At 68.5% G+C, this 23,340-nt stretch carries 17 protein-coding genes and 3 rRNA genes; 7 read left to right on the top strand and 13 right to left on the bottom strand.

The annotated features are described in order from the left end of the window. Positions 1-39: 39 nt before the first annotated feature. Together OG928_RS25720 and OG928_RS25715 are read right to left on the bottom strand one after the other, a co-directional pair. Complete coding sequence (locus tag OG928_RS25720) at positions 40-276, bottom strand: hypothetical protein (protein WP_406287825.1); 237 nt, start codon at positions 274-276, stop codon at positions 40-42. Continuing rightward, positions 273-875, bottom strand: a complete 603-nt coding sequence (locus OG928_RS25715) for a hypothetical protein (RefSeq protein WP_406287824.1) — start codon at positions 873-875, stop codon at positions 273-275. Before OG928_RS25715 ends, OG928_RS25720 begins: the two co-directional genes overlap by 4 nt. A 306-nt stretch (positions 876-1,181) precedes the next feature. Between OG928_RS25715 and OG928_RS25710 the strand changes: the two genes are divergently transcribed. Beyond that, complete coding sequence (locus OG928_RS25710) at positions 1,182-1,523, top strand: alkyl sulfatase C-terminal domain-containing protein (RefSeq protein ID WP_406287822.1); 342 nt, start codon at positions 1,182-1,184, stop codon at positions 1,521-1,523. On the opposite strand, the gene OG928_RS25705 is transcribed toward OG928_RS25710, so the two are convergent. Together OG928_RS25705 and OG928_RS25700 are read right to left on the bottom strand one after the other, a co-directional pair. After that, on the bottom strand, positions 1,489-2,586 hold the full coding sequence (locus OG928_RS25705; protein ID WP_406287820.1) for an HAD-IIA family hydrolase: 1,098 nt from the start codon (positions 2,584-2,586) through the stop codon (positions 1,489-1,491). The two genes, OG928_RS25710 and OG928_RS25705, sit on opposite strands and share 35 nt — an antisense overlap. Beyond that, positions 2,583-3,065 (bottom strand): tetratricopeptide repeat protein, encoded by a 483-nt coding sequence (locus OG928_RS25700; RefSeq protein WP_406287818.1) that lies wholly within the window; start codon positions 3,063-3,065, stop codon positions 2,583-2,585. The genes OG928_RS25705 and OG928_RS25700 overlap by 4 nt, the downstream gene beginning before the upstream one ends. 86 nt (positions 3,066-3,151) lie before the next feature. Here OG928_RS25700 and OG928_RS25695 point away from each other — a divergent pair, with 86 nt between their 5' ends. Next, positions 3,152-4,408, top strand: coding sequence for a DUF1015 family protein (locus OG928_RS25695; RefSeq protein WP_406287816.1), 1,257 nt, complete (start codon positions 3,152-3,154; stop codon positions 4,406-4,408). A gap of 101 nt (positions 4,409-4,509) precedes the next feature. Here OG928_RS25695 and OG928_RS25690 read toward each other — a convergent pair whose 3' ends face one another. Then, positions 4,510-5,448, bottom strand: a complete 939-nt coding sequence (locus tag OG928_RS25690; protein ID WP_406291205.1) for a hypothetical protein — start codon at positions 5,446-5,448, stop codon at positions 4,510-4,512. Positions 5,449-5,946: 498 nt separating this feature from the next. Between OG928_RS25690 and OG928_RS25685 the strand changes: the two genes are divergently transcribed. After that, complete coding sequence (locus OG928_RS25685; protein WP_406287814.1) at positions 5,947-7,443, top strand: hypothetical protein; 1,497 nt, start codon at positions 5,947-5,949, stop codon at positions 7,441-7,443. 175 nt (positions 7,444-7,618) lie between these two features. Here the strand turns inward: OG928_RS25685 and rrf are convergent. The 3 genes from rrf to OG928_RS25670 all read right to left on the bottom strand — a co-directional run bounded on the left by rrf (position 7,619) and on the right by OG928_RS25670 (position 12,860). Further along, positions 7,619-7,735 (bottom strand): 5S ribosomal RNA (gene rrf / locus OG928_RS25680). Positions 7,736-7,865: 130 nt separating this feature from the next. Beyond that, positions 7,866-10,992: ribosomal RNA gene (locus OG928_RS25675) — 23S ribosomal RNA — on the bottom strand. Positions 10,993-11,336: 344 nt separating this feature from the next. Continuing rightward, positions 11,337-12,860, bottom strand: a 16S ribosomal RNA gene (locus tag OG928_RS25670). The 16S, 23S and 5S rRNA genes sit together here, the layout of an rRNA operon. A gap of 188 nt (positions 12,861-13,048) precedes the next feature. On the opposite strand from OG928_RS25670, the gene OG928_RS25665 reads away from it, so the two are divergent. Next, positions 13,049-13,573 (top strand): hypothetical protein, encoded by a 525-nt coding sequence (locus OG928_RS25665; RefSeq protein ID WP_406287813.1) that lies wholly within the window; start codon positions 13,049-13,051, stop codon positions 13,571-13,573. A gap of 282 nt (positions 13,574-13,855) precedes the next feature. Here OG928_RS25665 and tyrS read toward each other — a convergent pair whose 3' ends face one another. After that, positions 13,856-15,133: a tyrosine--tRNA ligase gene (tyrS, locus tag OG928_RS25660; protein WP_406287811.1), complete on the bottom strand. Its 1,278-nt coding sequence runs from the start codon at positions 15,131-15,133 to the stop codon at positions 13,856-13,858. Positions 15,134-15,223: 90 nt separating this feature from the next. Beyond that, entirely contained in the window at positions 15,224-15,907 is a 684-nt protein-coding gene (locus OG928_RS25655; RefSeq protein WP_406287809.1) for a DNA-3-methyladenine glycosylase, read from the bottom strand. 64 nt (positions 15,908-15,971) lie between these two features. Here OG928_RS25655 and OG928_RS25650 point away from each other — a divergent pair, with 64 nt between their 5' ends. Then, a complete protein-coding gene (locus tag OG928_RS25650) occupies positions 15,972-16,757 on the top strand; it encodes a sporulation protein (RefSeq protein ID WP_406287807.1) in 786 nt (261 codons plus the stop codon). 41 nt (positions 16,758-16,798) lie between these two features. On the opposite strand, the gene OG928_RS25645 is transcribed toward OG928_RS25650, so the two are convergent. Continuing rightward, the gene (locus OG928_RS25645) at positions 16,799-18,319 is read right to left on the bottom strand and encodes a hypothetical protein (RefSeq protein ID WP_406287805.1); all 1,521 of its coding nucleotides are present in this window, start codon (positions 18,317-18,319) and stop codon (positions 16,799-16,801) included. 135 nt (positions 18,320-18,454) lie between these two features. On the opposite strand from OG928_RS25645, the gene OG928_RS25640 reads away from it, so the two are divergent. Together OG928_RS25640 and OG928_RS25635 are read left to right on the top strand one after the other, a co-directional pair. Continuing rightward, on the top strand, positions 18,455-18,997 hold the full coding sequence (locus OG928_RS25640) for a YbhB/YbcL family Raf kinase inhibitor-like protein (RefSeq protein ID WP_406287804.1): 543 nt from the start codon (positions 18,455-18,457) through the stop codon (positions 18,995-18,997). A 276-nt stretch (positions 18,998-19,273) separates the two neighbouring features. Continuing rightward, positions 19,274-19,813 (top strand): HNH endonuclease, encoded by a 540-nt coding sequence (locus OG928_RS25635; protein WP_406287802.1) that lies wholly within the window; start codon positions 19,274-19,276, stop codon positions 19,811-19,813. A gap of 102 nt (positions 19,814-19,915) precedes the next feature. Here the strand turns inward: OG928_RS25635 and OG928_RS25630 are convergent, their stop codons facing one another. Both OG928_RS25630 and OG928_RS25625 read right to left on the bottom strand, forming a co-directional pair. Beyond that, entirely contained in the window at positions 19,916-21,409 is a 1,494-nt protein-coding gene (locus OG928_RS25630; RefSeq protein ID WP_406287800.1) for a peptidase MA family metallohydrolase, read from the bottom strand. A gap of 1 nt (position 21,410) precedes the next feature. After that, positions 21,411-23,267: a hypothetical protein gene (locus OG928_RS25625; RefSeq protein WP_406287798.1), complete on the bottom strand. Its 1,857-nt coding sequence runs from the start codon at positions 23,265-23,267 to the stop codon at positions 21,411-21,413. Between the last annotated feature and the right edge of the window lie 73 nt (positions 23,268-23,340).

Raw genomic sequence — 23,340 nt, 5'->3', positions numbered from 1 at the left:
CCCGCGCGGCCGATTCGGTCGGCTCGCTCGCTTCGGGACCTATCGGTCCAGTTCCGCCAGGGTGTCCCGGAGTCCTCGGTGGACATCCTCGTACACCGGTCCGTGCGCGTCGGTGGGCAGGTCACCCACACGGCTCAGGATGGACAACGCGCCGTCCACCCGCGCGTCCCCGGTGGGCCGCGGCGGGTCGACGTCCAACGGCTCGATCACGGCGGCCGTGGGCTCGGCGGCGACGGGTCCCGTGACCGATGCCACCAGGTCCGCGTACTCGCTCACGACGCGTCGTCCGGCTCGGCAGCCGGCTTGTGGGTGGCCTTCTTCGCCGGCGTGGACTTCTTCGCGGCGGTGCCGTTCGTCTTGCGCGCCGGCTTGCGCGGCCCGGCCGGCGGCGCCGCGGCGTTGTCGGCCACGGTCGCGCTCGGGACCGGCGGCTTGTCGGCGGTCTTCTTCGCCGCGGTCTTCTTCGCCGCGGCCTTCTTGGCGACGGGCTTGGCAGCGGGCTTGGCGACGGGCGCCGGCGCCTCCTCGGCGGCGACGGGAACCGGCGTACGCGGCACGCGCGGCGTGGACGCCCGGGCGAGCCGGTGCTCCAGGTCGGTCACCCGCCCCTTGAGCCGGGTGATCTCCTCCTCGGCCCGGATCAGGTCCTTGGTCCACGGCTTCGACCGCGACAGCGCCTTGTCCACCTCGCCGCGCACGATGCCGACGAGCAGGTCACGGTTGGCCTTGCCGGTCTCGTACAGCTCCTCGGCGACCTGCTGCACGTACTGCGGCAGCTCCTGCGCCTGATTGGGGACCTGGTCCAGGTCGATCCCGCTGCGCTCCACAAGGACCTTGGCGACCTCCGTGACGCGCTGCTTCGTCATCTCGGTCAAGCCACTGGCGATCTGAAGGTAACTGCGAACGACGTCTCGCATGAACCGGCGCCTGCCTTCCTGCTCCGGCCGCCGTACCGTGCCTGCGCGGCGGTACGAACGGCGATGATCGGTCTGCCCCGACGCTACCGTCTCGACCGGCGCGGGACCGGAAGCAACGACATCCCCGCACAACGAAGCGCCGGACGGATCAACCGAACCCCCACCGGCCACGCGATCCGCACCCGGCCCCGACCCGCCACCGAATTCCGTCACTCCGCGTGGGGTACGGTCGCCAACCGGATCCGAAGGAAGGGACACGCCCGCATGGCCACCGTCGAAGAGTGCCGCACGGCCCTCGAGGAACTGTCCGCCAAGATGGGCCGAGCGGAGGGCGACACCCGCAAGGCCACCCAGCTCAACCGCAGCCTGAGCTGCCACGTGACGGACCTGCGGGTCACCTTCGCCGGACAGCTGCGCGACGGCGCACTGCACGACATCGACACCGAACCGCGGGCCGAGAAGGCCCAGATCCGGCTCACCATGTCGGGTGACGACCTGGTCGCTTTGGTCGCGGGAGACCTGAACTTCGCGGCGGCCTGGGCGAAGGGGCGGGTGAAGTTGGAGGCTTCGTTCAGGGATTTGTTGGTGTTGCGGAAGCTGGTGTGAGCCCGGGCGCCAGTGCCGTGGCCGGAAAACCCAAGCGGGTTGTGACGCCGGTGGTGTCCACCGGCGAGTCCGCGGCCCAAGTCGCCGCGCACGCCGCGCGCAGGCCGTCGACGCGCGAGCCCGCGCCCTCGATGGTCAGGGTCTCGTCCGCGACCCGCGCCGACCAGCCGCCGCAGGTCCAGGTGTCGCCGTCACGGGTCGCCGTCACCGGGGCGGTCAGCAGGGCCCTCAGATCCTCGGCGACGAAGGTGGGACGACGGCCCTCCTCGGCCGCCAGCAGGCCCTCCGGCGTGGTGACACCGGTGAGTACCAGGAGGCTGTCCACGCCCGCGTTGCGCGCGCCCTCGATGTCGGTGTCGAGGCGGTCGCCGACCACCAGGGGCCGCTTCGCGCCGGTGCGCAGGATCGTCTCCCGGTGCAGCGGCAACTCCGGCTTGCCCGCGACCACCGGCTCCGCGCCGGTCGCCGCGCGCACCACGCCCACCAGTGCCCCGTTGCCCGGAGCGATCCCGCGCTCGGTCGGAATCGTCAGGTCCGCGTTGGAGGCCACCCAGAACACCCCGCGCCCGACCGCGTACGACGCCTCCGCGAGCACCTTCCAGTCCACGTCCGGCGCGAACCCCTGGACCACCGCCGCCGGCTCGTCGTCCGCCGACCGCACCGGCACAAGCCCGCGCTCCAGCAGCGCCACCTCGAGGCCCTCGCCGCCGACGACGAGCACCGACGCCCCCGCGGGGACTCGCTCCGCGACCACCCGCGCCGCCGCCTGAGCCGACGTCACCACGTCCTCGGGCTCGGCCGGGACGCCCAACTCGACCAGGTGCCCGGCCACCGTCTTGGGAGTGCGGGCCGCGTTGTTCGTCACGAACGCGAGCCCCATCCCCCGCTTCCGCGCCTCGGTCAGCGCCTCCACCGCGTGCGGAACCGCCCGCGCCCCCGTGTACACGACGCCGTCGAGATCGAGCAGCGCGACGTCGTACGCCCGCGCCAACTCCACCGCCGCCCCGCCCCCGCCGAATCCCGTCGAGTCACCCGAATCTGCCGAGGTGTCCTTGCCGCTCACGCGTCGTCGCTCCCGTCGTTCCCGTCCCCGCCGTCCTGCCCGATCTTCCCGTACGCGCCGGCCCGCGCGCGCAACGTCGCCCGCGCCTGGGCGAGGGCGGTCCGATAGTGCTTCGTGTCGGGCCGCATCGCGACCGCGAGCGCCAAGTGCTCGACGGCCGTCTCGAAGTCCCCGATCCGCGCGGCGGACAACCCCCAGCCGAACTGGGCGTAGTCGTCCGCCGGATCCGACTCGGCCACCGCACGAAAATGCCGCAGCGCCTCACCGTGTCTGCCCGAGTCGAACCAGGCCCGCGCCAACGCCTCCCGGACACTGCGCGACTCCGGCGCCACATCCGCCGCCCGCGCCAGCAACTGCGCCGCAGCGGCGGGATTCCCCGAGGCGAGCAACTCCACCCCGCGCCGATACCAGTCGTACACGTCACCCGCGGGCACACCATTCGCCCCGTTCGCCCCATCCGCTCCCTGTGCCATCGCCATGATGCCCTCCCGCAACTCGACAACCCGGCATCCCCCGACATCGGATGTCCTGATCTTGCCCGGGTCCGGGCCCGTAACATTCGGCCATGGACGACGCAGTGCCGAGCGGCCTCGACCTGGCCCCTTTCCGTGGGCTCCGCTACGACCCGGAACACGTGGGGGACGTCGCATCGGTGACCTCGCCACCGTACGACGTGGTCGAGCCCGGCGGCGTGCCCGCGCTGGAGGGCGCCGATCCGCACAACATCGTGCGGCTCGTCCTCCCCCGCAGCGCCAGCCACGCGGGCAGCACGCTGCGCACGTGGCTGGCCGAGGGCGCGCTGCGCCCCGATCCGACGCCCGGGCTGTACGTGTACGAGCAGCGCGACCACAACTCGATCCAGCGCGGCCTCATAGGCGCGCTGTCCCTCGACTCCGCGGTCCTGCCGCACGAGGACGTGATGCCCGGCCCGGTCGCCGACCGCGCCGCGATCATGACCGAACTCTCGGCCAACCCCGAGCCGATCCTGCTCGTGTACACCGGCGGCGGCCGCGCCTCCGACGTGGTCGAGCAAACCACGCACCAGCCGCCGCTCCTCGGCCTGCGCACCCCCGACGGCATCCGGCACCGCCTGTGGGCGGTCACCGACAGGAACGCGCTCACCACGATTCGCGAGGACCTCGCCCACCGCCGCGCGCTGATCGCCGACGGCCACCACCGCTGGGCCGCCTACGCCAGGATGCGCGAGCGCGCGCACGCGGACGGCCGCGGCCCCGGCCCGTGGGACCGCGGCCTGGTACTGCTCGTGGACACCATCCGGCACCCGCTGCGGGTCGGCGCGATCCATCGCGTCCTGCCGAACCTGCGCCCGGCCGACGCCCTGAACGCGCTGGCCACCTACGGCGACGCCGGCGCGGGCGCGTTCCTGGCCCGCCCGCTCGACGGCACCCTCCCCGCCGCCCTGTGGGCGCTCGACCAGGCCACGGGTCCGGCCTTCCTGCTCGCCGGCGACCGCCACTTCCACCTGCTCACCGGCCCCGACCCGGACCTGCTCGAAACCACGATCCGCCCCGACCGCCCGGCGGTGTGGCGCGGCCTCGACGCCACGGTCCTGCACGCGGCCCTGCTCGAACACGTATGGCATGTCCCGGACAACTGGGACAACATCACGTACGTCCACGACGCGACCGCCGCCGTCCGCCAGGCCGCCCACACCGGCGGCACCGCGATCCTGATGCGCCCCACCAACGAACGCGTGGTCCGAAGCCTGGCCGAGCAGGACATCCGCATGCCCCGCAAGTCCACGTCCTTCGGCCCCAAGCCCGCCACCGGCCTGGTTCTGCGCAGCCTCGACATCGACTAGGCCCATCGACCATGCCCCAACGCGAGAAGGGCCCGGCACGAGTGTGCCGGGCCCTTCTCATGGCCATTCATTGCCATGCCACCGCCGGAGGCGGTACCGAATCAGTCCTGCTTGTCCGCGACGGGCTCGTCGTCCTCGACCGCGTCCGCGTCGGAAGCCTGAGCCTCGTCCGCGTCGGCCGCCTCGACATCGTCGCCCTCGTCGAGGTCGTCGGCGTCGTGGTCTTCGTCGTCTTCGTCGTCGTCTTCGTCGTCGAACTCGTCGTCCGACTCGTCGATGTCGACCGCGTCGTCCTCGTCCTCCTCGACCGCGTCGGAGGCCGAGTCCTCGATGTAGGCGTCGTCATCGTCGTCCGCGTCGGGGTCGAGCGCGTCCGTGAAGTCGAGCCCGTCGATCTCCGCGACCCGCTCGGCCGCACCGGTCTCGCCGGTCGTGTCCGCCTCGGCGGCCCGACCGAACCAGTCGCGCGCCTCGTCGTCCCGACCCACGGCCGCCAACGCGTCGGCGTACGCGAACCGAAGCCGCGCCACCCACGGATTGGTCGAAGCCGAGTTGAGCTCCGGCACCTGAAGCGTGACCACGGCCGCGTCGAGCTGGTCCAGGTCGCGACGCGCACCGGCGGCGACGATCCGCAGCTCGATCTGCGCGGCCTTGTCCAACTCCTTGACCTCGTCCGCGCCCGCCATCTGCAGCGCACGCTCCGGACGGCCCAGGCCGCGCTCGCAGTCGGCCATGACGGCCCAGTGCTCGCTCGAACCGGTCATCCGACGAGCCGCACGCAGCTCGGACAGCGCCTCGGCGTACGCACCGGCCATGTACGCGGCGATGCCGGCGGCCTCCCGCACGGCGGCGACCCGCGAGGCGAGCCGCAGCGCGACCTTCGCGTACTTGTACGCCAGCTCGGGGTCCTCGTCGACCGTACGGCCGATCATCACCAGGTTGCGGGCAACCTCGTCCGCGAGGGTCTTGGGCAGCCCACGCAGCTCCTGGCGCGCTTCCGCACCGAGCTCCTCGGCCTGCACGTCCTCGGGGATGAACATCCGCTCGACGGGCACATAGCCCGGCTCGTCCCGACGGTCGAACGACGGACGGCTGCCGCCACGGTCGTCACGGTTGCCATAGGACGGACGGCTGCCACGGTCGCGGTCCCCGAAGGAGGGACGCCCGCCACGGTCGTCACGGCCGGCCGGGGGACGACGGTCCCCGCCGCGGTCGTCGCGGTTGAACGAGGGGCGCGAGCCACCACGGTCGTCACGGTTGCCGAACGACGGACGGCTGCCACCACGATCGTCCCGCGCGGGACGGTCCGAACGCTCCGGCCGGTCCGACCGGAAGGGAGGACGCGAGCCGCCGCGGTCGTCGCGGGCCGGGCGGTCCGAACGCTCGGGGCGGTCGGAACGGTACGGCGGACGCGAAGCGCCACCGCTACGGTCGTCACGGTTGAACGAAGGACGCGACGAACCACCACGGTCGTCACGGCCACCGGACTGCGGACGGCCGGCACCCCGGTCGTCCCGACGCTGGGCCGGACGACGCTCGTGGAACGGCTGACGCGCACCGGGCTGACCGTTGTAGGTCGGCCGGCTGCTCGCGCCGTCCTTGTGGTCGCGGTCGCCGAACTCCCGCTCCTCACGAGCCGGGCGGTCCGAACGCTCGGGACGGTCCGACCGGTACGGCGGACGCGCGCCGCTGCCGCCGCGGTCGTCACGGTTGAAGGAGGGACGACGGTCGCCGCCGCGGTCGTCGCGGTTGCCGAACGACGGACGGCTGCCACCACGGTCGTCACGGGCGGGACGGTCGTCCCGAGCCGGACGCTCCGAGCGGTACGGCAGACGCCCACCGGCGCCACCGCGGTCGCCGAACGAGGGGCGCGAGCCACCACGATCGTCACGGGCCGGACGGTCCGAGCGCTCGGGACGGTCCGACCGGTACGGCGGACGCGCGCCGCTGCCGCCGCGGTCGTCACGGTTGAACGAGGGACGACGGTCCCCGCCACGCTCCTCACGGAACCCGGGACGGTCGTCACGGCCGGCCGGGGGCCGACGGTCCCCGCCGCGGTCGTCGCGGTTGAACGAGGGGCGCGAGCCACCACGGTCGTCACGGTTGCCGAACGACGGACGGCTGCCACCACGGTCGTCACGGTTGAACGGCGGACGCGAACCACCCTCGCGGTCCTCGCGGTTGGGCCGCGCGATCGCGTGGTCCCCACGGGCACCGTAAGAGGTCCGCGAACCACCGCGGTCACGCTCGGGAGCGTCCGACCGGAAGGGGGGACGCGAGCCGCCGCGGTCGTCGCGGGCGGGTCGGTCGTCACGGGCCGGGCGGTCCGAGCGCTCCGGACGGTCCGACCGGTACGGCGGACGCGCGCCGCCGCCGCTGCGGTCGTCACGGTTGAACGAGGGGCGCGAAGCGCCGCCGCGGTCGTCGCGGCCACCGGACTGCGGGCGCCCGGCGCCACGGTCGTCACGGTTATAGGGGGGACGCGAACCGCCACGGTCGTCACGGTTGCCGAACGACGGGCGGCTACCACCACGGTCGTCACGACTGAACGAGGAACGCGAACCACCGCGGTCGTCACGGTTGAACGCCGGACGCGAGGCACCGCCACCACGGTCGTCACGAGCCGGGCGGTCCGAGCGCTCCGGACGGTCCGACCGGTACGGCGGACGCGAGGCGCCACCGCTGCGGTCGTCGCGATTGAAGGAGGGGCGCGAAGCGCCACCACGGTTGTCCCGGCCACCGGACTGCGGACGACCGGTGGAACCGCCAGCACCACCGGACTGCGGGCGTCCCGCGCCACGGTTGCCGCCACCGCTGCCACCGCGATCGTCACGGTTGAACGGCGGACGCGAACCACCGCGGTCGTCACGACCGCCCCGGTCACGATCGCCGGAAGCCGGGCGGCCACCACGATCGTCACGGTTGAACGGTCGGCGGTCACCGCCGGCACCGCCCCCCGAGTACTGCGATCCACTGGGACGGCGACTCGGCCGTCCCTCGGAGGGGGGATTGGACATGGGGTTTGCTCCTCGTGATCGTCGTACGGGTACGCAGTCGCCTGTGGCGCGACCACCATTGTCCCGTATGACGAACGAAGTCGGCGCACCCGACAGTGGCCATGAACCCCTGCTGAGAGGGGTCGCCACGGTTAAAAGAATCGGATAAAAAAATAAGGGGCCCCACCGGGGTGGGGCCCCTTACTCACGTTGATTCCGGCGGCGTCCTACTCTCCCACACCCCTTCGAGTGCAGTACCATCGGCGCTGGAGAGCTTAGCTTCCGGGTTCGGAATGAGACCGGGCGTTTCCTCTCCGCCAAGACCACCGGAAAACCATCGAACCCATTGCAACGGGTCGTTACGGTGAACCAGATGAATCAAAAAGCGGTGATTCAATTATCAAACGGGTTCCCCGAAACCGATTGCGGTTCGGGAACCACACAGTGGACGCGTAGCAACTGAGGACAAGTCCTCGGCCTATTAGTACCGGTCAGCTCCACCCCTTACAGGGCTTCCACACCCGGCCTATCAACCCGATCGTCTCTCGGGGGCCTTACCCAACCGAAGTTGGTGGGAGTCCTCATCTCGAAGCAAGCTTCCCGCTTAGATGCTTTCAGCGGTTATCCCTCCCGAACGTAGCCAACCAGCCATGCCCTTGGCAGAACAACTGGCACACCAGAGGTTCGTCCGTCCCGGTCCTCTCGTACTAGGGACAGCCCTTCTCAAGACTCCTACGCGCACAGCGGATAGGGACCGAACTGTCTCACGACGTTCTAAACCCAGCTCGCGTACCGCTTTAATGGGCGAACAGCCCAACCCTTGGGACCTACTCCAGCCCCAGGATGCGACGAGCCGACATCGAGGTGCCAAACCATCCCGTCGATATGGACTCTTGGGGAAGATCAGCCTGTTATCCCCGGGGTACCTTTTATCCGTTGAGCGACGGCGCTTCCACAAGCCACCGCCGGATCACTAGTCCCTGCTTTCGCACCTGCTCGACCTGTCGGTCTCACAGTCAAGCTCCCTTGTGCACTTACACTCGACACCTGATTGCCAACCAGGATGAGGGAACCTTTGGGCGCCTCCGTTACCCTTTAGGAGGCAACCGCCCCAGTTAAACTACCCATCAGACACTGTCCCTGATCCGGATCACGGACCCAGGTTAGACATCCAGCACGACCAGAGTGGTATTTCAACGACGACTCCACAGACACTGGCGTGTCCGCTTCACAGTCTCCCACCTATCCTACACAAGCCGAACCGAACACCAATATCAAACTATAGTAAAGGTCCCGGGGTCTTTCCGTCCTGCTGCGCGAAACGAGCATCTTTACTCGTAGTGCAATTTCACCGGGCCTGTGGTTGAGACAGTCGAGAAGTCGTTACGCCATTCGTGCAGGTCGGAACTTACCCGACAAGGAATTTCGCTACCTTAGGATGGTTATAGTTACCACCGCCGTTTACTGGCGCTTAAGTTCTCAGCCTCGCCCCGAAGAGCTAACCGGTCCCCTTAACGTTCCAGCACCGGGCAGGCGTCAGTCCGTATACATCGTCTTACGACTTCGCACGGACCTGTGTTTTTAGTAAACAGTCGCTTCTCGCTGGTCTCTGCGGCCACCACCAGCTCGGAGAGCAAGTCTCCTCACCAACAATGGCCCCCTTCTCCCGAAGTTACGGGGGCATTTTGCCGAGTTCCTTAACCACAGTTCACCCGAACGCCTTAGTATTCTCTACCTGACCACCTGAGTCGGTTTGGGGTACGGGCCGCCACGACACTCGCTAGAGGCTTTTCTCGGCAGCATAGGATCATCCACTTCCCCACAATCGGGTCGGCATCAGGTCTCAGGCTATGTGAGAGACGGATTTGCCTATCTCTCGCCCTACACCCTTACCCCGGGACTACCACCGCCCGGGCTGGACTACCTTCCTGCGTCACCCCATCGCTCACCTACTACCCGATTGGTTCGGCGGCTCCACCAAAACAGTTCACCCGAAGGATCCCTGCGGCTTCACGGCCTTAACATCACGAGGTTCAGCGCTGGCGCATCGTAGCGGGTACGGGAATATCAACCCGTTGTCCATCGACTACGCCTGTCGGCCTCGCCTTAGGTCCCGACTTACCCTGGGCGGATTAGCCTGCCCCAGGAACCCTTGGTCATCCGGCGCACACGTTTCTCACGTGTGATTCGCTACTCATGCCTGCATTCTCACTCGTGCAGCGTCCACCGCTGGTTTCCACCGCGACTTCACTCGCTGCACGACGCTCCCCTACCCATCCGTACGCCTGAACCACGAAGGCTTGGCTGTATGCACGAATGACACGACTTCGGCGGTGCGCTTGAGCCCCGCTACATTATCGGCGCGGAATCACTTGACCAGTGAGCTATTACGCACTCTTTCAAGGGTGGCTGCTTCTAAGCCAACCTCCTGGTTGTCTGTGCGACTCCACATCCTTTCCCACTTAGCGCACGCTTGGGGGCCTTAGTCGGTGCTCTGGGCTGTTTCCCTCTCGACCACGGAGCTTATCCCCCGCAGTCTCACTGCCGCGCTCTCACTTACCGGCATTCGGAGTTTGGCTTATCTCAGTAACCTGGTGAGGCCCATCAACAATCCAGTGCTCTACCTCCGGCAAGAAACACACGACGCTGCACCTAAATGCATTTCGGGGAGAACCAGCTATCACGGAGTTTGATTGGCCTTTCACCCCTAACCACAGGTCATCCCCCAGGTTTTCAACCCTGGTGGGTTCGGGCCTCCACACGGTCTTACCCGCGCTTCACCCTGCCCATGGCTAGATCACTCCGCTTCGGGTCTTGGGCGCGCGACTCAATCGCCCTGTTCGGACTCGCTTTCGCTACGGCTTCCCCACACGGGTTAACCTCGCCACACACCGCAAACTCGCAGGCTCATTCTTCAAAAGGCACGCAGTCACGGCCACCCGTGTAAACACGGATGACGACGCTCCCACGGCTTGTAGGCACACGGTTTCAGGTACTATTTCACTCCCCTCCCGGGGTACTTTTCACCTTTCCCTCACGGTACTAGTCCGCTATCGGTCACCAGGGAATATTTAGGCTTAGCGGGTGGTCCCGCCAGATTCACACGGGATTTCTCGGGCCCCGTGCTACTTGGGAAATGCGCAAGCAAGCCGTACATGTTTCGTCTACGGGGGTCTTACCCTCTACGCCGGACCTTTCGCATGTCCTTCGACTACACATACGGTTTCTGACTCGCCGACCGGCCGGCAGACCGATCAAGCACACTCCCACGACCCCAACCACGCAACCCCTGCCGGGTATCACACGTGACTGGTTTAGCCTCATCCGATTTCGCTCGCCACTACTCTCGGAATCACGGTTGTTTTCTCTTCCTGCGGGTACTGAGATGTTTCACTTCCCCGCGTTCCCTCCACACACCCTATATATTCAGGTGCGGGTGACAGCCCATGACGACTGCCGGGTTTCCCCATTCGGACACCCCCGGATCACAGCTCGGTTGACAGCTCCCCGGGGCCTATCGCGGCCTCCCACGTCCTTCATCGGTTCCTGGTACCTAGGCATCCACCGTGCGCCCTTAACAACTTGGCCACAGATGCTCGCGTCCACTGTGCAGTTCTCAAACAACAACCGATTCCACCGAATATCCGAACAGGCCTACCGGAACAAACCGTCCGGTGGTTCACCATTCATCCGAGGATCGGAACCTTCCCGAGACAACAGACCAGCCCCAACAGCCATACGACTGTGGGGCCGGGCCCGTTCCCTCAGGACCCAACAACGTGCCCGACCCGCTCCCTTTCCCGACCCTGTGTTTCCACGCTCCGAAGAGCAGTACTTGCAGGTTCGAGTCCAGTCACGGACCGAATAGTCAACGTTCCACCCATGAGCAACCGTGTGACACAGATGGTCACATTCGGCTATGTGCTCCTTAGAAAGGAGGTGATCCAGCCGCACCTTCCGGTACGGCTACCTTGTTACGACTTCGTCCCAATCGCTGGTCCCACCTTCGACGGCTCCCCCTCTTGCGAGTTGGGCCACCGGCTTCGGGTGTTACCGACTTTCGTGACGTGACGGGCGGTGTGTACAAGGCCCGGGAACGTATTCACCGCAGCAATGCTGATCTGCGATTACTAGAGACTCCGACTTCACGGGGTCGAGTTGCAGACCCCGATCCGAACTGAGACCGGCTTTTTGAGATTCGCTCCACCTCGCGGTATCGCAGCTCATTGTACCGGCCATTGTAGCACGTGTGCAGCCCAAGACATAAGGGGCATGATGACTTGACGTCGTCCCCACCTTCCTCCGAGTTGACCCCGGCAGTCTCCTGTGAGTCCCCATCACCCCGAAGGGCATGCTGGCAACACAGAACGAGGGTTGCGCTCGTTGCGGGACTTAACCCAACATCTCACGACACGAGCTGACGACAGCCATGCACCACCTGTACACCGACCAAAAGGGGCACCTGTCTCCAGGTGTTTCCGGTGTATGTCAAGCCTTGGTAAGGTTCTTCGCGTTGCGTCGAATTAAGCCACATGCTCCGCCTCTTGTGCGGGCCCCCGTCAATTCCTTTGAGTTTTAGCCTTGCGGCCGTACTCCCCAGGCGGGGAACTTAATGCGTTAGCTGCGGCACGGACGACGTGGAATGTCGCCCACACCTAGTTCCCAACGTTTACGGCGTGGACTACCAGGGTATCTAATCCTGTTCGCTCCCCACGCTTTCGCTCCTCAGCGTCAGTATCGGCCCAGAGACCCGCCTTCGCCACCGGTGTTCCTCCTGATATCTGCGCATTTCACCGCTACACCAGGAATTCCAGTCTCCCCTGCCGAACTCTAGCCTGCCCGTATCGAATGCAGGCTCGGGGTTAAGCCCCGAGTTTTCACATCCGACGCGACAGGCCGCCTACGAGCTCTTTACGCCCAATAATTCCGGACAACGCTCGCACCCTACGTATTACCGCGGCTGCTGGCACGTAGTTAGCCGGTGCTTCTTCTGCAGGTACCGTCACTTTCGCTTCTTCCCTGCTGAAAGAGGTTTACAACCCGAAGGCCGTCATCCCTCACGCGGCGTCGCTGCGTCAGGCTTTCGCCCATTGCGCAATATTCCCCACTGCTGCCTCCCGTAGGAGTCTGGGCCGTGTCTCAGTCCCAGTGTGGCCGGTCGCCCTCTCAGGCCGGCTACCCGTCGTCGCCTTGGTAGGCCACTACCCCACCAACAAGCTGATAGGCCGCGGGCCCATCCTGCACCGCCGGAACTTTCAACCCCCCACCATGCGGAGGAGGATGTTATCCGGTATTAGCTCCGGTTTCCCGAAGTTATCCCAGAGTGCAGGGCAGGTTGCCCACGTGTTACTCACCCGTTCGCCACTCATCCACCCCGAAGGGCTTCAGCGTTCGACTTGCATGTGTTAAGCACGCCGCCAGCGTTCGTCCTGAGCCAGGATCAAACTCTCCATTGATGTTCACCGGTAATCCGGTGGAACACAATAAGTGAGCGGCGACTCTCCCAGAGGAATAGTCCGGGTATGTCGCCGGCGTCCTTGCTGTGACCTGGGCCCACTGACGGAACCCAGGATTTTCTTCAAAGGAACCACCAACACTGTCCGACCCACCTTGTGATGAGGCTTCCAGCGCCGGGGGTGTATCTTTGGCGTTGACTTTTGGCACGCTGTTGAGTTCTCAAGGAACGGACGCTTCCTTCGGTGCGGAATCAACCGCGCCCTCCGGGCGTTTAACGTTCAGTTTGTTTCAGTTTGTGTTGCTTTTGTTTCTCTTTCGCGTCTCCAGCTTAGCACACCGTTTCGGCCGCTTCGCTTTCCTCGCTTTCGGCGTCCGGCGCGTTTCCGCGCTTTCCGCCTTTCAGACTCTAGCAGATCTTGCGACCCGCTTTTCGCCCTTTGCTTTCTATCTTCGGTCCTCGAAACTCTCGTTTCTCCGACTTCCGACTTTCGGCTGGCCGAGCCTAGCAGACCCGTTTTCCCGCCTCCCCCGACTCCACATGATCACTCGTGCGGTGCCGGCGGCCTGCGAGCCGCGCGTCCTGCCCCGGATCACTCCGGTGCTCGATGCTTCAACCTTAGCAGGTTTCTGCGATAATGCCGAATCGCTTTCCAGGAAAACGATTCCCAGTAATAAAATGGCAGCACAAATAAAACCCCCGGAATTTGAATGATCAAATTCCGCGCGTTCACAAGGGCTGTGTGATCACTGGGTCGCACCCACGAAGACACCACGAGCCCGGAGCGGCCGACGGCCGTCCGGTTCAGGATGGATCTTGGGGTGTGAGTCGCGGTGGGATCGGCCATCGCGCCGGTGTTGAGGGCGCGCCTGTCCGGATCTCCCGAAGTTGCGACTCTCCCGAGCTTAAACCACCCTCTTGGACGGGTCAAGCCGATCCCCTATACCCAGTGAAACGGGTCGGGAACCGGCTTGACGATCCATCAACTGCCTTGCCTCACACGGCAATCTCCGCCGCCGCGAGGTTGCGCTTGCCGCGTCGGAGCAGCGCCCAGCGGCCGTGCAGCAGGTCTGCCGCCGTGATCACCGCGTCCTCGTCGGTCACCTTGGCGTTGTTGAGGTAGGCGCCGCCCTCCTTGATCGTGCGGCGCGCTCCGCTCTTGCTGGGTGCGAGGCCCGTCGCGACCAGGGCGTCGACCACCGTCGGGCCCTCGGCGAGCTGTGCGCTCGGGAGTTCCGCCACCGCGGCGAGGAGCGTCGCGTTGTCGAGTGCGGTCAGGTCGCCCTGGCCGAACAACGCCTTGCTCGCCTCGACGACCGCGGCGCACTGTTCGGCGCCGTGCACCAGCGTGGTCAGTTCCTCGGCCAGGGCGCGCTGGCCGATGCGCGCGGCCGGGCGCTCCTCGCTGTCCCGCTCCAGCGTCTCGATCTCCTCGCGCGATCGGAAGCTGAACGTACGCAGGTAGCGGGGCACGTCACGGTCGTCCGCGCCGAGCCAGAACTGGTAGAAGGCGTAGGGCGTGGTCAGCTCGGGGTCGAGCCAGACCGTGCCGCCCTCCGTCTTGCCGAACTTGGTGCCGTCGGCCTTCGTCAGGAGATGCGTGGTCAGCGCGTGCGCCGAACCGTGCGGCTCGTTGGCGGTGATCCGTCGGATCAGGTCGAGACCGGCGGTGATGTTGCCCCATTGGTCGCTGCCGCCGATCTGCAGCGTGCAGCCGTGGCGCTTGTACAGCTCGACGAAGTCGTACGACTGGAGCAGGACGTAGCTGAACTCGGTGTAGCTCATGCCCTCGCCGGCGAGCCGCGACTTCACCGTCTCGCGCGCGAGCATCTGGTTGACGCTGAAGTGCTTGCCGACGTCGCGCAGGTAGTCGACGATGCTCAGCTGCGCGATCCAGTCGTGGTTGTTCGCCATGACCGCCGTGGTCGGGGCGTCGCCCTCGAAGTCGAGGAACGCCGACAGCTGGCCGCGGATCCGGTCGGTCCAGCCCTGGACCGTCGAGACCTCGTTCATCGAGCGCTCGGCCGAGGGCTTCGGGTCGCCGATCAGTCCGGTGGCGCCGCCGACCAGGGCGATCGGGCGGTTGCCGAAGAGCTGGAGCCGGCGCAGCGTCAGGACCTGCATGAGGTGGCCGACGTGCAGGCTGGCCGCTGTCGGGTCGAAGCCGCAATAGGCCGTGACGGGACCGTCCGTGAACGCCTTCTTGAGCGCGTCCTCGTCGGTGGTCTGGGCCAGCAGGCCCCGCCACCGCAACTCGTCGACGATGTCCGTCACAGTGCCTGGTCTCCTAGATCGATACCTATATGTCCGACGACCGCGTCGGCGACCGCGTACACGAAGTGGGGGTTACAGCGATTGCAGCGGTTACAGGGTGCCCGACACTCCGCCCTCGGCGCGAACCGCTTTCACCGTGCGCTTGCGCGGCTGGTGGGGCCGGTACGGGCTGACCGTCGGATCGCCCTCGACGTGGAAGCGCCAGGGCTGGGTCGCGCCCCCGCCGCCGACGCCGGTGCGCGGGCCGGAGCGGATCGCGGTCCGGGCGGGAGGGGCGCCGTGCAGGATCCGGATCGGGCCGGTCGGGTCGCATGCGTCGAGGCCGTCGTGGGCGCGTTCCAGGCCCAGGGCCATCGCGAGCCGGGCGGGGCCGCTCGCGAGGTCGGTGTCCTTGCGGGTGGTCGGGCGGCGGGCTCGGGCCAGGGCCGTGCCGCCGGTGATCTCGCCGGCGCGGAGCAGGCAGCCGGACGCGGTGCCCTCCGGGCCGCAGACCAGGTTCGCGCAGTAGTGCATGCCGTAGGTGAAGTAGACGTACAGGTGTCCGGGCGGGCCGAACATCGTCGCGTTACGGGCGGTCCTGCCTCGGAAGGCGTGCGAGCCGGGGTCGTTGGCGCCGTCGTATGCCTCGACCTCGGTCAGCCGCAGTTCGACCGGGCCGGCCTCGGTGTCGTGGACGAGGGTTCGGCCGAGCAGGTCGGCGGCGACGGTCAGGACCGGGCGGTCGAAGAACGAGCGCGGCAGCGGATCGGTCGGGGCCCCGGGAAATGCACGCATGACGAGCCAGCTTAGGCGCGCGTGATGGAATGTGGCGGAACGGACGATCGGCGGGGAGGACATCATGGTTTTCAAGAAGTTCATGGCGAGCATGGGTGCGGGCAGCGCCTCGGTCGAGACGGAGCTGTTCCGGCCCGAGACGACGCCGGGCGGTGTGGTCGAGGGGCGGATCCGGGTTCAGGGCGGCAAGGTCGACCAGAACATCGAGGGGCTGTTCGTCGAGTTCCAGGCCGTCGTGGAGGTCGAGACGCAGGACGGCGAGCGCCGTACGAACGTGGAGTTCGGGCGGCAGCAGGTCGGTGGCGCGTTCGCGTTGCGCGAGGGTTCGACGCACGATGTGCCGTTCCAACTGCCGGTGCCGTGGGAAACGCCGTTGACCACGTTCCGCGGCGTGCAGCTGCGTGGGACGACGATCGGGGTGCGGACCGAGCTCGCGATCGACCGCGCGATCGACAAGGGCGACCTCGACCCGATCCAGGTGAGCGCGTTCCCCGCGCAGGCGCTGATCCTCGACGCGTTCGGGAACCTGGGCTTCCACTTCAAGGGCGCCGACCTGGAGCAGGGGCACATTCGCGGGACGAGCCAGCGGCTGCCGTTCTACCAGGAGATCGAGTTCACCCCGCCGCAGGCGTACGCGCGCGGCATCAACGAGGTCGAACTGACCTTCGTGTCCGGTGAGCACTCGACCGAGGTGATCCTGGAGATCGACAAGAAGGGTGGCGCGTTCTCCGGGGGCAGCGACTCGATTCGGCAGTTCACCGTCGACCACGCCTCGGCGCCGCAGACCGACTGGAACGCCTACCTGCACGGCTGGTTCCAGGAACTGGGGCAGCGCCGCGGCTGGTTCTAGGAGCCGAGCGGGACGAACAAGGGCGGCCCGTCCGCTGTGCGCTATGCGGCCAACAGCTCATGGACGCGGCGGGCCCAATCCTTCTCGAATTCCTCGCGTGAGCGGCCGGTCGCCTGCCGGAGCGCGGCGTCCACGGCCGCGGGTGCGGGGTCGGCGTAGACGGCGGTGACGAAGTCGTACACGGCGGTGCTGCCGCCGATCTCCTCGATCCGGCGCATCGCCAGGTGCGCGAACTCGTACGCGGCCGCGTTGCCCACGGTGTCGGCCTGATACAGCTCGTCGTCCGTGGGCAACCGGCCGGTGAAGCGGTTCGTGGCGAGGTAGGTCCGGGCCTCGTACAGCTCGTCGGTGCCGAGCAGGGTTCGCCCGTGCAGCGCGAGCCAGTCGGCGAAGCCCTCGACGACCCACACCGGTTGGTCCTGGTTGGGCACCTCGTTGCGCAGCGGGGTGACCAGGGCGTGCGCCATCTCGTGGCGCAACAGTTCGCCGATCCGGCGCGGGTTGGGCGAGGTGAACCAGCCGGATGTGGTGTCGAGCACGATCCGCGCGCCGCCGAAGCGGCCCTTGCCGGCCGGGCCGATGGTGCGCAGCGCGTAGGTGAGGCCGGATTCCTCGCCGTGCTCGCCGGTGCGTCCGCCGTACAGGCGGTAGAACGTCTCGCGGTCGGCGACCGGGACGATCACGAATCCGGGAGCCGTGCCGGACGGGCCGCCGTCGGCCCAGGTCTCGATGTCGGCGATGGCCGCGTCCTCGGCGGCGTCGGCGAGCCGCTCGGCGCCGGCGGCGGTGCTCGGGTCGGCGAGCACGACGACGTGGTCGCGGCGGACGACGGTCAGGTCGGCGTGGTCCCACGGCGCGGGATAGTCGCGGGCGTACGCGTAGCCGGCGCCGTCGTAGGGGGTGCCGTCGACGGCGGTGACCACGAGCGGTGCGCCGGGCCCGGCGCGGACCACCGTCCAGCGATAGCCCTCGCCGACCGTCGCGGTGTCGGCGCCGGTGATCCGGTGGTCGAAGGACACGTCCACGTAGGCGGTGATCCGGTCGTCGGCCGTGGGCATCGTCTGGATCGTCTCGACCCGGTAGTCGACCTGGTCGAACGGTACGAGCATGAGGTTGCGGAACAGCCTGAGCTGTCCCGCGATCAGGTCGTGGGAGTCGGGATCCAGGTCGGCGGTGAACCCCTGCACGTCGCGCGCGGTGAGGGCGAGCGTGCGCCGGTCGGCCAGTGCCTGGAGGTCGGCGTTGGTGATGGCCGGGCCGTGCGCGGGGGGCACGGGGGTCGCGGTGCCGGGGTACGGTCCGCCGAACGCGCTCTCGGGGGTCCGGGGCTTGGCGCTGCCGGGGCCGCTGAGCGTGACGCCGAAGGCGATCAGCGCGGCGAGGGCCAGGAGCAGCGCCGCGACGGGCGCGGCGAGTCGACGGACGGTGGACCCCGGTCGTGCCGCCGACGGGATCTCCTCGGGTATCGCGGCGCCGGCGTCGTCCCCGGCGGCGAGCTCGCCGGGTATGCCGGACGAGGCGTCGCCGTCGGCATCGCCCGGATCGTGTGTCGGCTCGGTCACCCCGGATGCCTCCCCCTTGTTGGCGCGAGGATACCTACGTGATCTTCGCCGGTTCGGGGGACGGTGAGAATAGGCTCGTCGGACGGAGGCGCCCGGCACGCGGCCGGATGCCCGCGAGCACGATCGGAGCGTCGCGTGACCGAGCCCAACAAGCCCTCGATGCCGTACGACTACCTGCCCGAGAAGCCCTCCTTCACGGTCACCAGCCGGGATCTGACGGATGGTGGGACGCTGCCCACCGCCCAGGTCAGCGGAGTCATGGGCGCGGGCGGCGAGGACCTCTCACCGCAGCTGTCGTGGTCCGGGTTCCCGGCCGGGACCAAGAGTTTCGTGGTGACCTGCTTCGACCCGGACGCGCCCACGCACAGCGGTTTCTGGCACTGGCTCGTGGTCGACATCCCGGCGGATGTGACGGAGCTCGCGAGCGGTGCGGGCGCGACCGACGGCAAGGGGCTGCCGGCGGGCGCGTTCCACGTCCGCAACGACACCGGTGGCCCGGGCTACGTGGGCGCGGCGCCGCCGGAGGGGCACTACCCGCACCGGTACACGTTCACCGTGCACGCGCTGGACGTCGAGAAGCTCGGCGTGGACGACACCGCGACGCCGGCGTATGTCGGGTTCAACCTGTTCTTCCACACGCTCGCGCGCGCGGTCGTGGTGTCGTCGTACGCGCGCTGAGCGGCCTCGCGCGCGTGGTGGGCACCGACGCTCGGCCGCGCGATGATCACAATCGGCCGGCGCGCGGCTGATTCCCGGCCGGTAATTGCGTTGTCCCGGTGATCGATCCGAAGGCACAGTGGTCGGGTTGTCCGTACTGACGGATCGTCGAGTCGAAGGGTGCGCATGAGCGTCGCAGTACCGCCGCACAGCTGAGCGCGTGACACGCGCCCGGTCGGGTCGGTGCGCGTCCGGGTGCTCGCTCGTCCCCTCGTCGACCAGGTGAGGGGAGGTCGCATGCGGGAGACGTTGGTGCTGAACGCGACGTATCAGCCGCTGGCGACGGTGTCGTTCAAGCGCGCGCTCGTGTTGGTGTTGCAGGAGAAGGCGGTCGTCGAGCACGTCGATCCCGGCCGAGTGGTGCGGGCGGCGACGCTGGAGTTTCCGCTGCCGAGGGTGATCCGGTTGCTCAAGTTCGTCCGGGTGCCGTTCCGACAACAGGCGGCTTGGTCGCGCCGAGGCGTACTGCTCCGGGACAATCGGCGCTGTGCCTACTGCGGTGGGCGGGCGACCACGGTGGACCACGTGCTGCCGCGTTCGCGCGGTGGTGCGGACTCGTGGCTGAACACGGTCGCGGCGTGTGGGAGCGACAACCAGCGCAAGGCGGCGCGGACGCCCGCGGAGGCCGGGATGCGGTTGCTGTTCCAGCCGTACGAGCCGTCGGCGACCCGGGCGCTCGTGCTCGCGTTCGGCGTGGCGGGCGTCGAGGGTGCGCAGTGGCTCGCCGAGCCGCTCCGGCCGCAGGTGCGGTCGCAGGAGCTCGCGATCGGGGCCTGACGGGCCGTCACAGGTGCGCCGAGATGTACGACGGCACCGGCGAAGCCGCCGGGGGATGCGATCCCCCGGCGGCTTCGTGCCGGGTCGGGCAGGTGCGGTCGGTCAGACGGCCTTGCGGACCCAGGCGGCCCAGCCGGTCCGCACCTCGTCGAGGCCGACGCCGAAGTCGGCCCTCAGGGCGGCGTCCATGGTGCGGTACTTCCCGGCGTAGGTGTTCGCGTAGAACGCGCAGACCCGCTCCGTGCCGTAGGTCTCGCCGAGGTAGCGGAACACCAGGTGGGCCAGGTTGTAGGCGTGCTCGACGCGGGCCTCGTCGGCGGTGTCGAAGTCGGCGTCCGCGGGCAGCTCGCCGGTGAACCGCCGGGCGGTGATCAACGCCCGGATGTTGCCCGCGACCTCGGGCGCGATCCGGGCGTCGGCGCCGGCCTGCCAGTCGGCGAACCCCTCGTGGAACCAAGTCGGCACCTCCAGGCCGAAGCCGTACGTGTACAGCGGGGCGACCAGCGCGTGGGTCATCTCGTGCCGGAGCAGGATCGGCGCGAAGGTGGGGTCGGCAACCAGTTCGTCGTTGTCCACGACCATCCGCACACCGCCGACCGGCCGGTCCCGGCCCGCCAGGGCGAGCGCGTAGCCCGCCACCCATTCCTGGACGGACTCGCTCCGGTACAGCTTGCCGAAGGACGTCCGCGAGGAGGTCAGCACCAGCGCGAACCCGGGTGACGTACCGGGGCCGCCCTTCCAGGTGCCGATCGTGTACTCGGCGGCCCGCTCGGCGGTGTCCGCCTGGGCGCGGATCAGCGCCGCGTCCCGTTCGGGTCCCATCAGGACGACGTGCGGGCGCCGTTCGACGTGCAGCTCCCACAGGTCCCACGCGGCGGGATAGCCGGCCATCCCCAACTCGGTGTCCTTGTCGGCCGCGCCGCTCACGGCGGTGATCGCGCACGGGTCGACGGGGTCGGCACAGCGGGCCTTCCACGTGTACTTCTCGAGGACGGTGTCCACGTCTATGCCCTTGATCGCGTGCTCGAATGCGACGTCCATGGACACGGTCACCGGCCACGACGCGGCGGTGCCGGCCCGGTCGGGGCTGGAGCCGTCCGCGGTGACGACCTCGAGGTTGCCCGAGTAGCTCCAGCGGGCGACGTCGAAGGGGATCCTGCGCAGGTTCCGAAAGAGTCGGCGGTGCTCGTCGACGAGGGTTGTGTCGCTGTGCTCGAACCGGCGGGCGAAGGCCGCCTCGTCGTTCTGTTCCAGGGCGGCGGTCTGGGTCGGGAGGATCGCGTTCACCCGCGCGAAGACGGTGTTCCGAATCGATCGCGGGTCGGTCGATCCCCCGGGCAGGCCCTCGGGCGAGGTGTTCGGTCCCGGCCTCGCGGCCGGGTCGCGGTCGGTTCCGGCGCCCCCGATGGGGGTGCGGTCGCCGAGCAACCGGTCGGCCGTGGCCCCGCCCCCGAACCCGTTCGTGGCGGCGAGCCCGGCCACCAGGAGCGCGAGCGCGAGCAGTCCGGACAGGATCGACACCAGGACCGCGCGCGCCGGGCCGTTCGCGGGCTCGACGGCGTCCGGCCACAGGCCGTACGGGTCGTCGGCGCGCACCTCAGCCGCCCACCTTGGCCTTGACGTACTTGGCCCAGTTCGCCTCGAAGGTGTCCCGGTCCAGGCCGGTCGCCTCCTTGATGGCCGCGTCGACCGCGGTGGGGCTGGAGTCCTTGTACACCGCGACCACGAAGTTGTCGGCCTTGGCGACGCTGTACTTCTCCGCGATGTAGCGGATCGTCAGCATGCTGTAGTGGTAGTTGATGCTCGATGTCTTGCCGTCGGCGGAGTTGATGTCCGCGTCGGTGGGCAGCTTGCCGCCGAACTTGCCGGCGTTGACCTGCTTGCGGGCGTCGGGCTGGTACCACTGGGCCAGCGAGAAGTCGGTCCACGCGAGGTATTCGGCGAAGCCCTCCGAGACCCACAGTGGCGCGCCGTCGTTGCCGCGCTCGAACTCGGCGACCATGGCGTGGCCGAGTTCGTGCCGGATCAGGTGCGTCTGCTGCTCGCTGTCGCCCCGGGTGAACATGGTGTCCGAGCCGTCCAGGGTGATCCGGCTGCCGGCCATCGGCTGGTCGGGGCCGCTCGGTCGGGCGGGCGGCAGTGTGCGGCAGACGCCGGTGACGTTGGGCAGGTCGCTGCCGGACAGCGCGCGCGTGAACGTCTCGCGGTCGGGCGTCACATAGATGACGTAGCGCTGTGGCGTGATGGCCGGGCCCTTCCAGACCGCGAGGTTCTTCTTGAGCGCGGACTCGGCGCGGTCGGCCCACGCGGCGGCCTTGGCCTTGTTCTTGACCGGGACGGCCAGGAGTACGTGCGGGCGCTCGATCAGGGCCAGTTCGCCCTCGTCCCAGGAGGCGGGGTAGGCGTTGCCGCCGCCGCGGGTCGAGCCGCCGACGATCTTGGTGATCAGCAGCGGGGCGTCGACGGACGCGCGGGAGAGGGTCCACGTGTACCGCTCGGAGACCGGTTCGCTGTCGACGCCGGCCACCTGGTGCGCGAAGACGACGTTCACGTCGCGGGTGAGCGGGCCGCCGTCCTCGGCGGGGTCGATGAACGTGGTCGGGGGCCGGAACTCGGCGCTGGTGAACGGGAAGAGCCGCAGGTTCGCGAACAGGCGGCGCTGCGCGGCGACGAGTTCCTCGGCCGCCGGATCGATCCCGGCGACGAACGCGTCGGCGTCGCCGGACTTGAGGGCCTGGGTGCGGTTGTCCGTCATGAAGGCCACGTCGGCCACCGCGATCCGGGTGACCGGCGGCTTGTCCGCGGTCTTCTCGCCGGGGTCCGGTTCGTCCCGGCCGGCCTCCGAGCCGGCCAGATCTCGGGCGGAGGATCCGTCGAAGACGCCGGCGCCGCCGAGGGCGGCCAGCAGCGCGACGATCGCGATGATGCCGCCGACCACGGCCCGGATCCGGCGGCGCTCGGCGCGGCGCTGCCCGTCGGGCGAGGGGAAGTACGGAAGGGGGCCGTACGCGCCGACCCCTGTGGGTATCGCGGCGGTGGGCGGCGGCGGGAACCACGGTGGGGTCGCGGGCATCTCCGGCGTCCGGGGCAAGTCGGGGGCCTCGGGGCCGAGTTCCGGGTGATCGGCGGGCTCGGCGGGTTCCGGGGACTCCGCCGACTCGGTGGGCTCGGCAGGCGCAGCGGGCGCGGCGGGCTCCGCAGGCGCAGCGGGCGGCGTCGTGTCGGTGTCGGTCGCGGCGGCGCTCGTAACCGGCTCGGGCTCGGCCGGCTCGACCGGCCCGGCCGGCTCGGGCTTCACGAGGGGCGCGGAGGCCGGCTCGGCTGCCTCCGTCGACTCGCCCTCGGATCGCCGGTCGGCCTCGGCCCGTTGCTCGGTTTCGGGCTTCGCCGGCCCGGTGGTCGATGCGCCGTCGGGCGCTGTGGCGCCGTCGGCGGCAGTGGGCATGTCGGACATGCCATCCCTCCCCTGGACCACCGATCCGGTGATTCCGCCCCCGGCCCCGGATCGACGATCCGATCATGTGTTC

This window comes from Embleya sp. NBC_00896, from assembly GCF_045207785.1.
Lineage (GTDB): Bacteria > Actinomycetota > Actinomycetes > Streptomycetales > Streptomycetaceae > Embleya.
The sequence above is the reverse complement of the archived record's forward strand: the minus strand, read 5'-3'. Positions and strand labels throughout refer to the sequence as shown.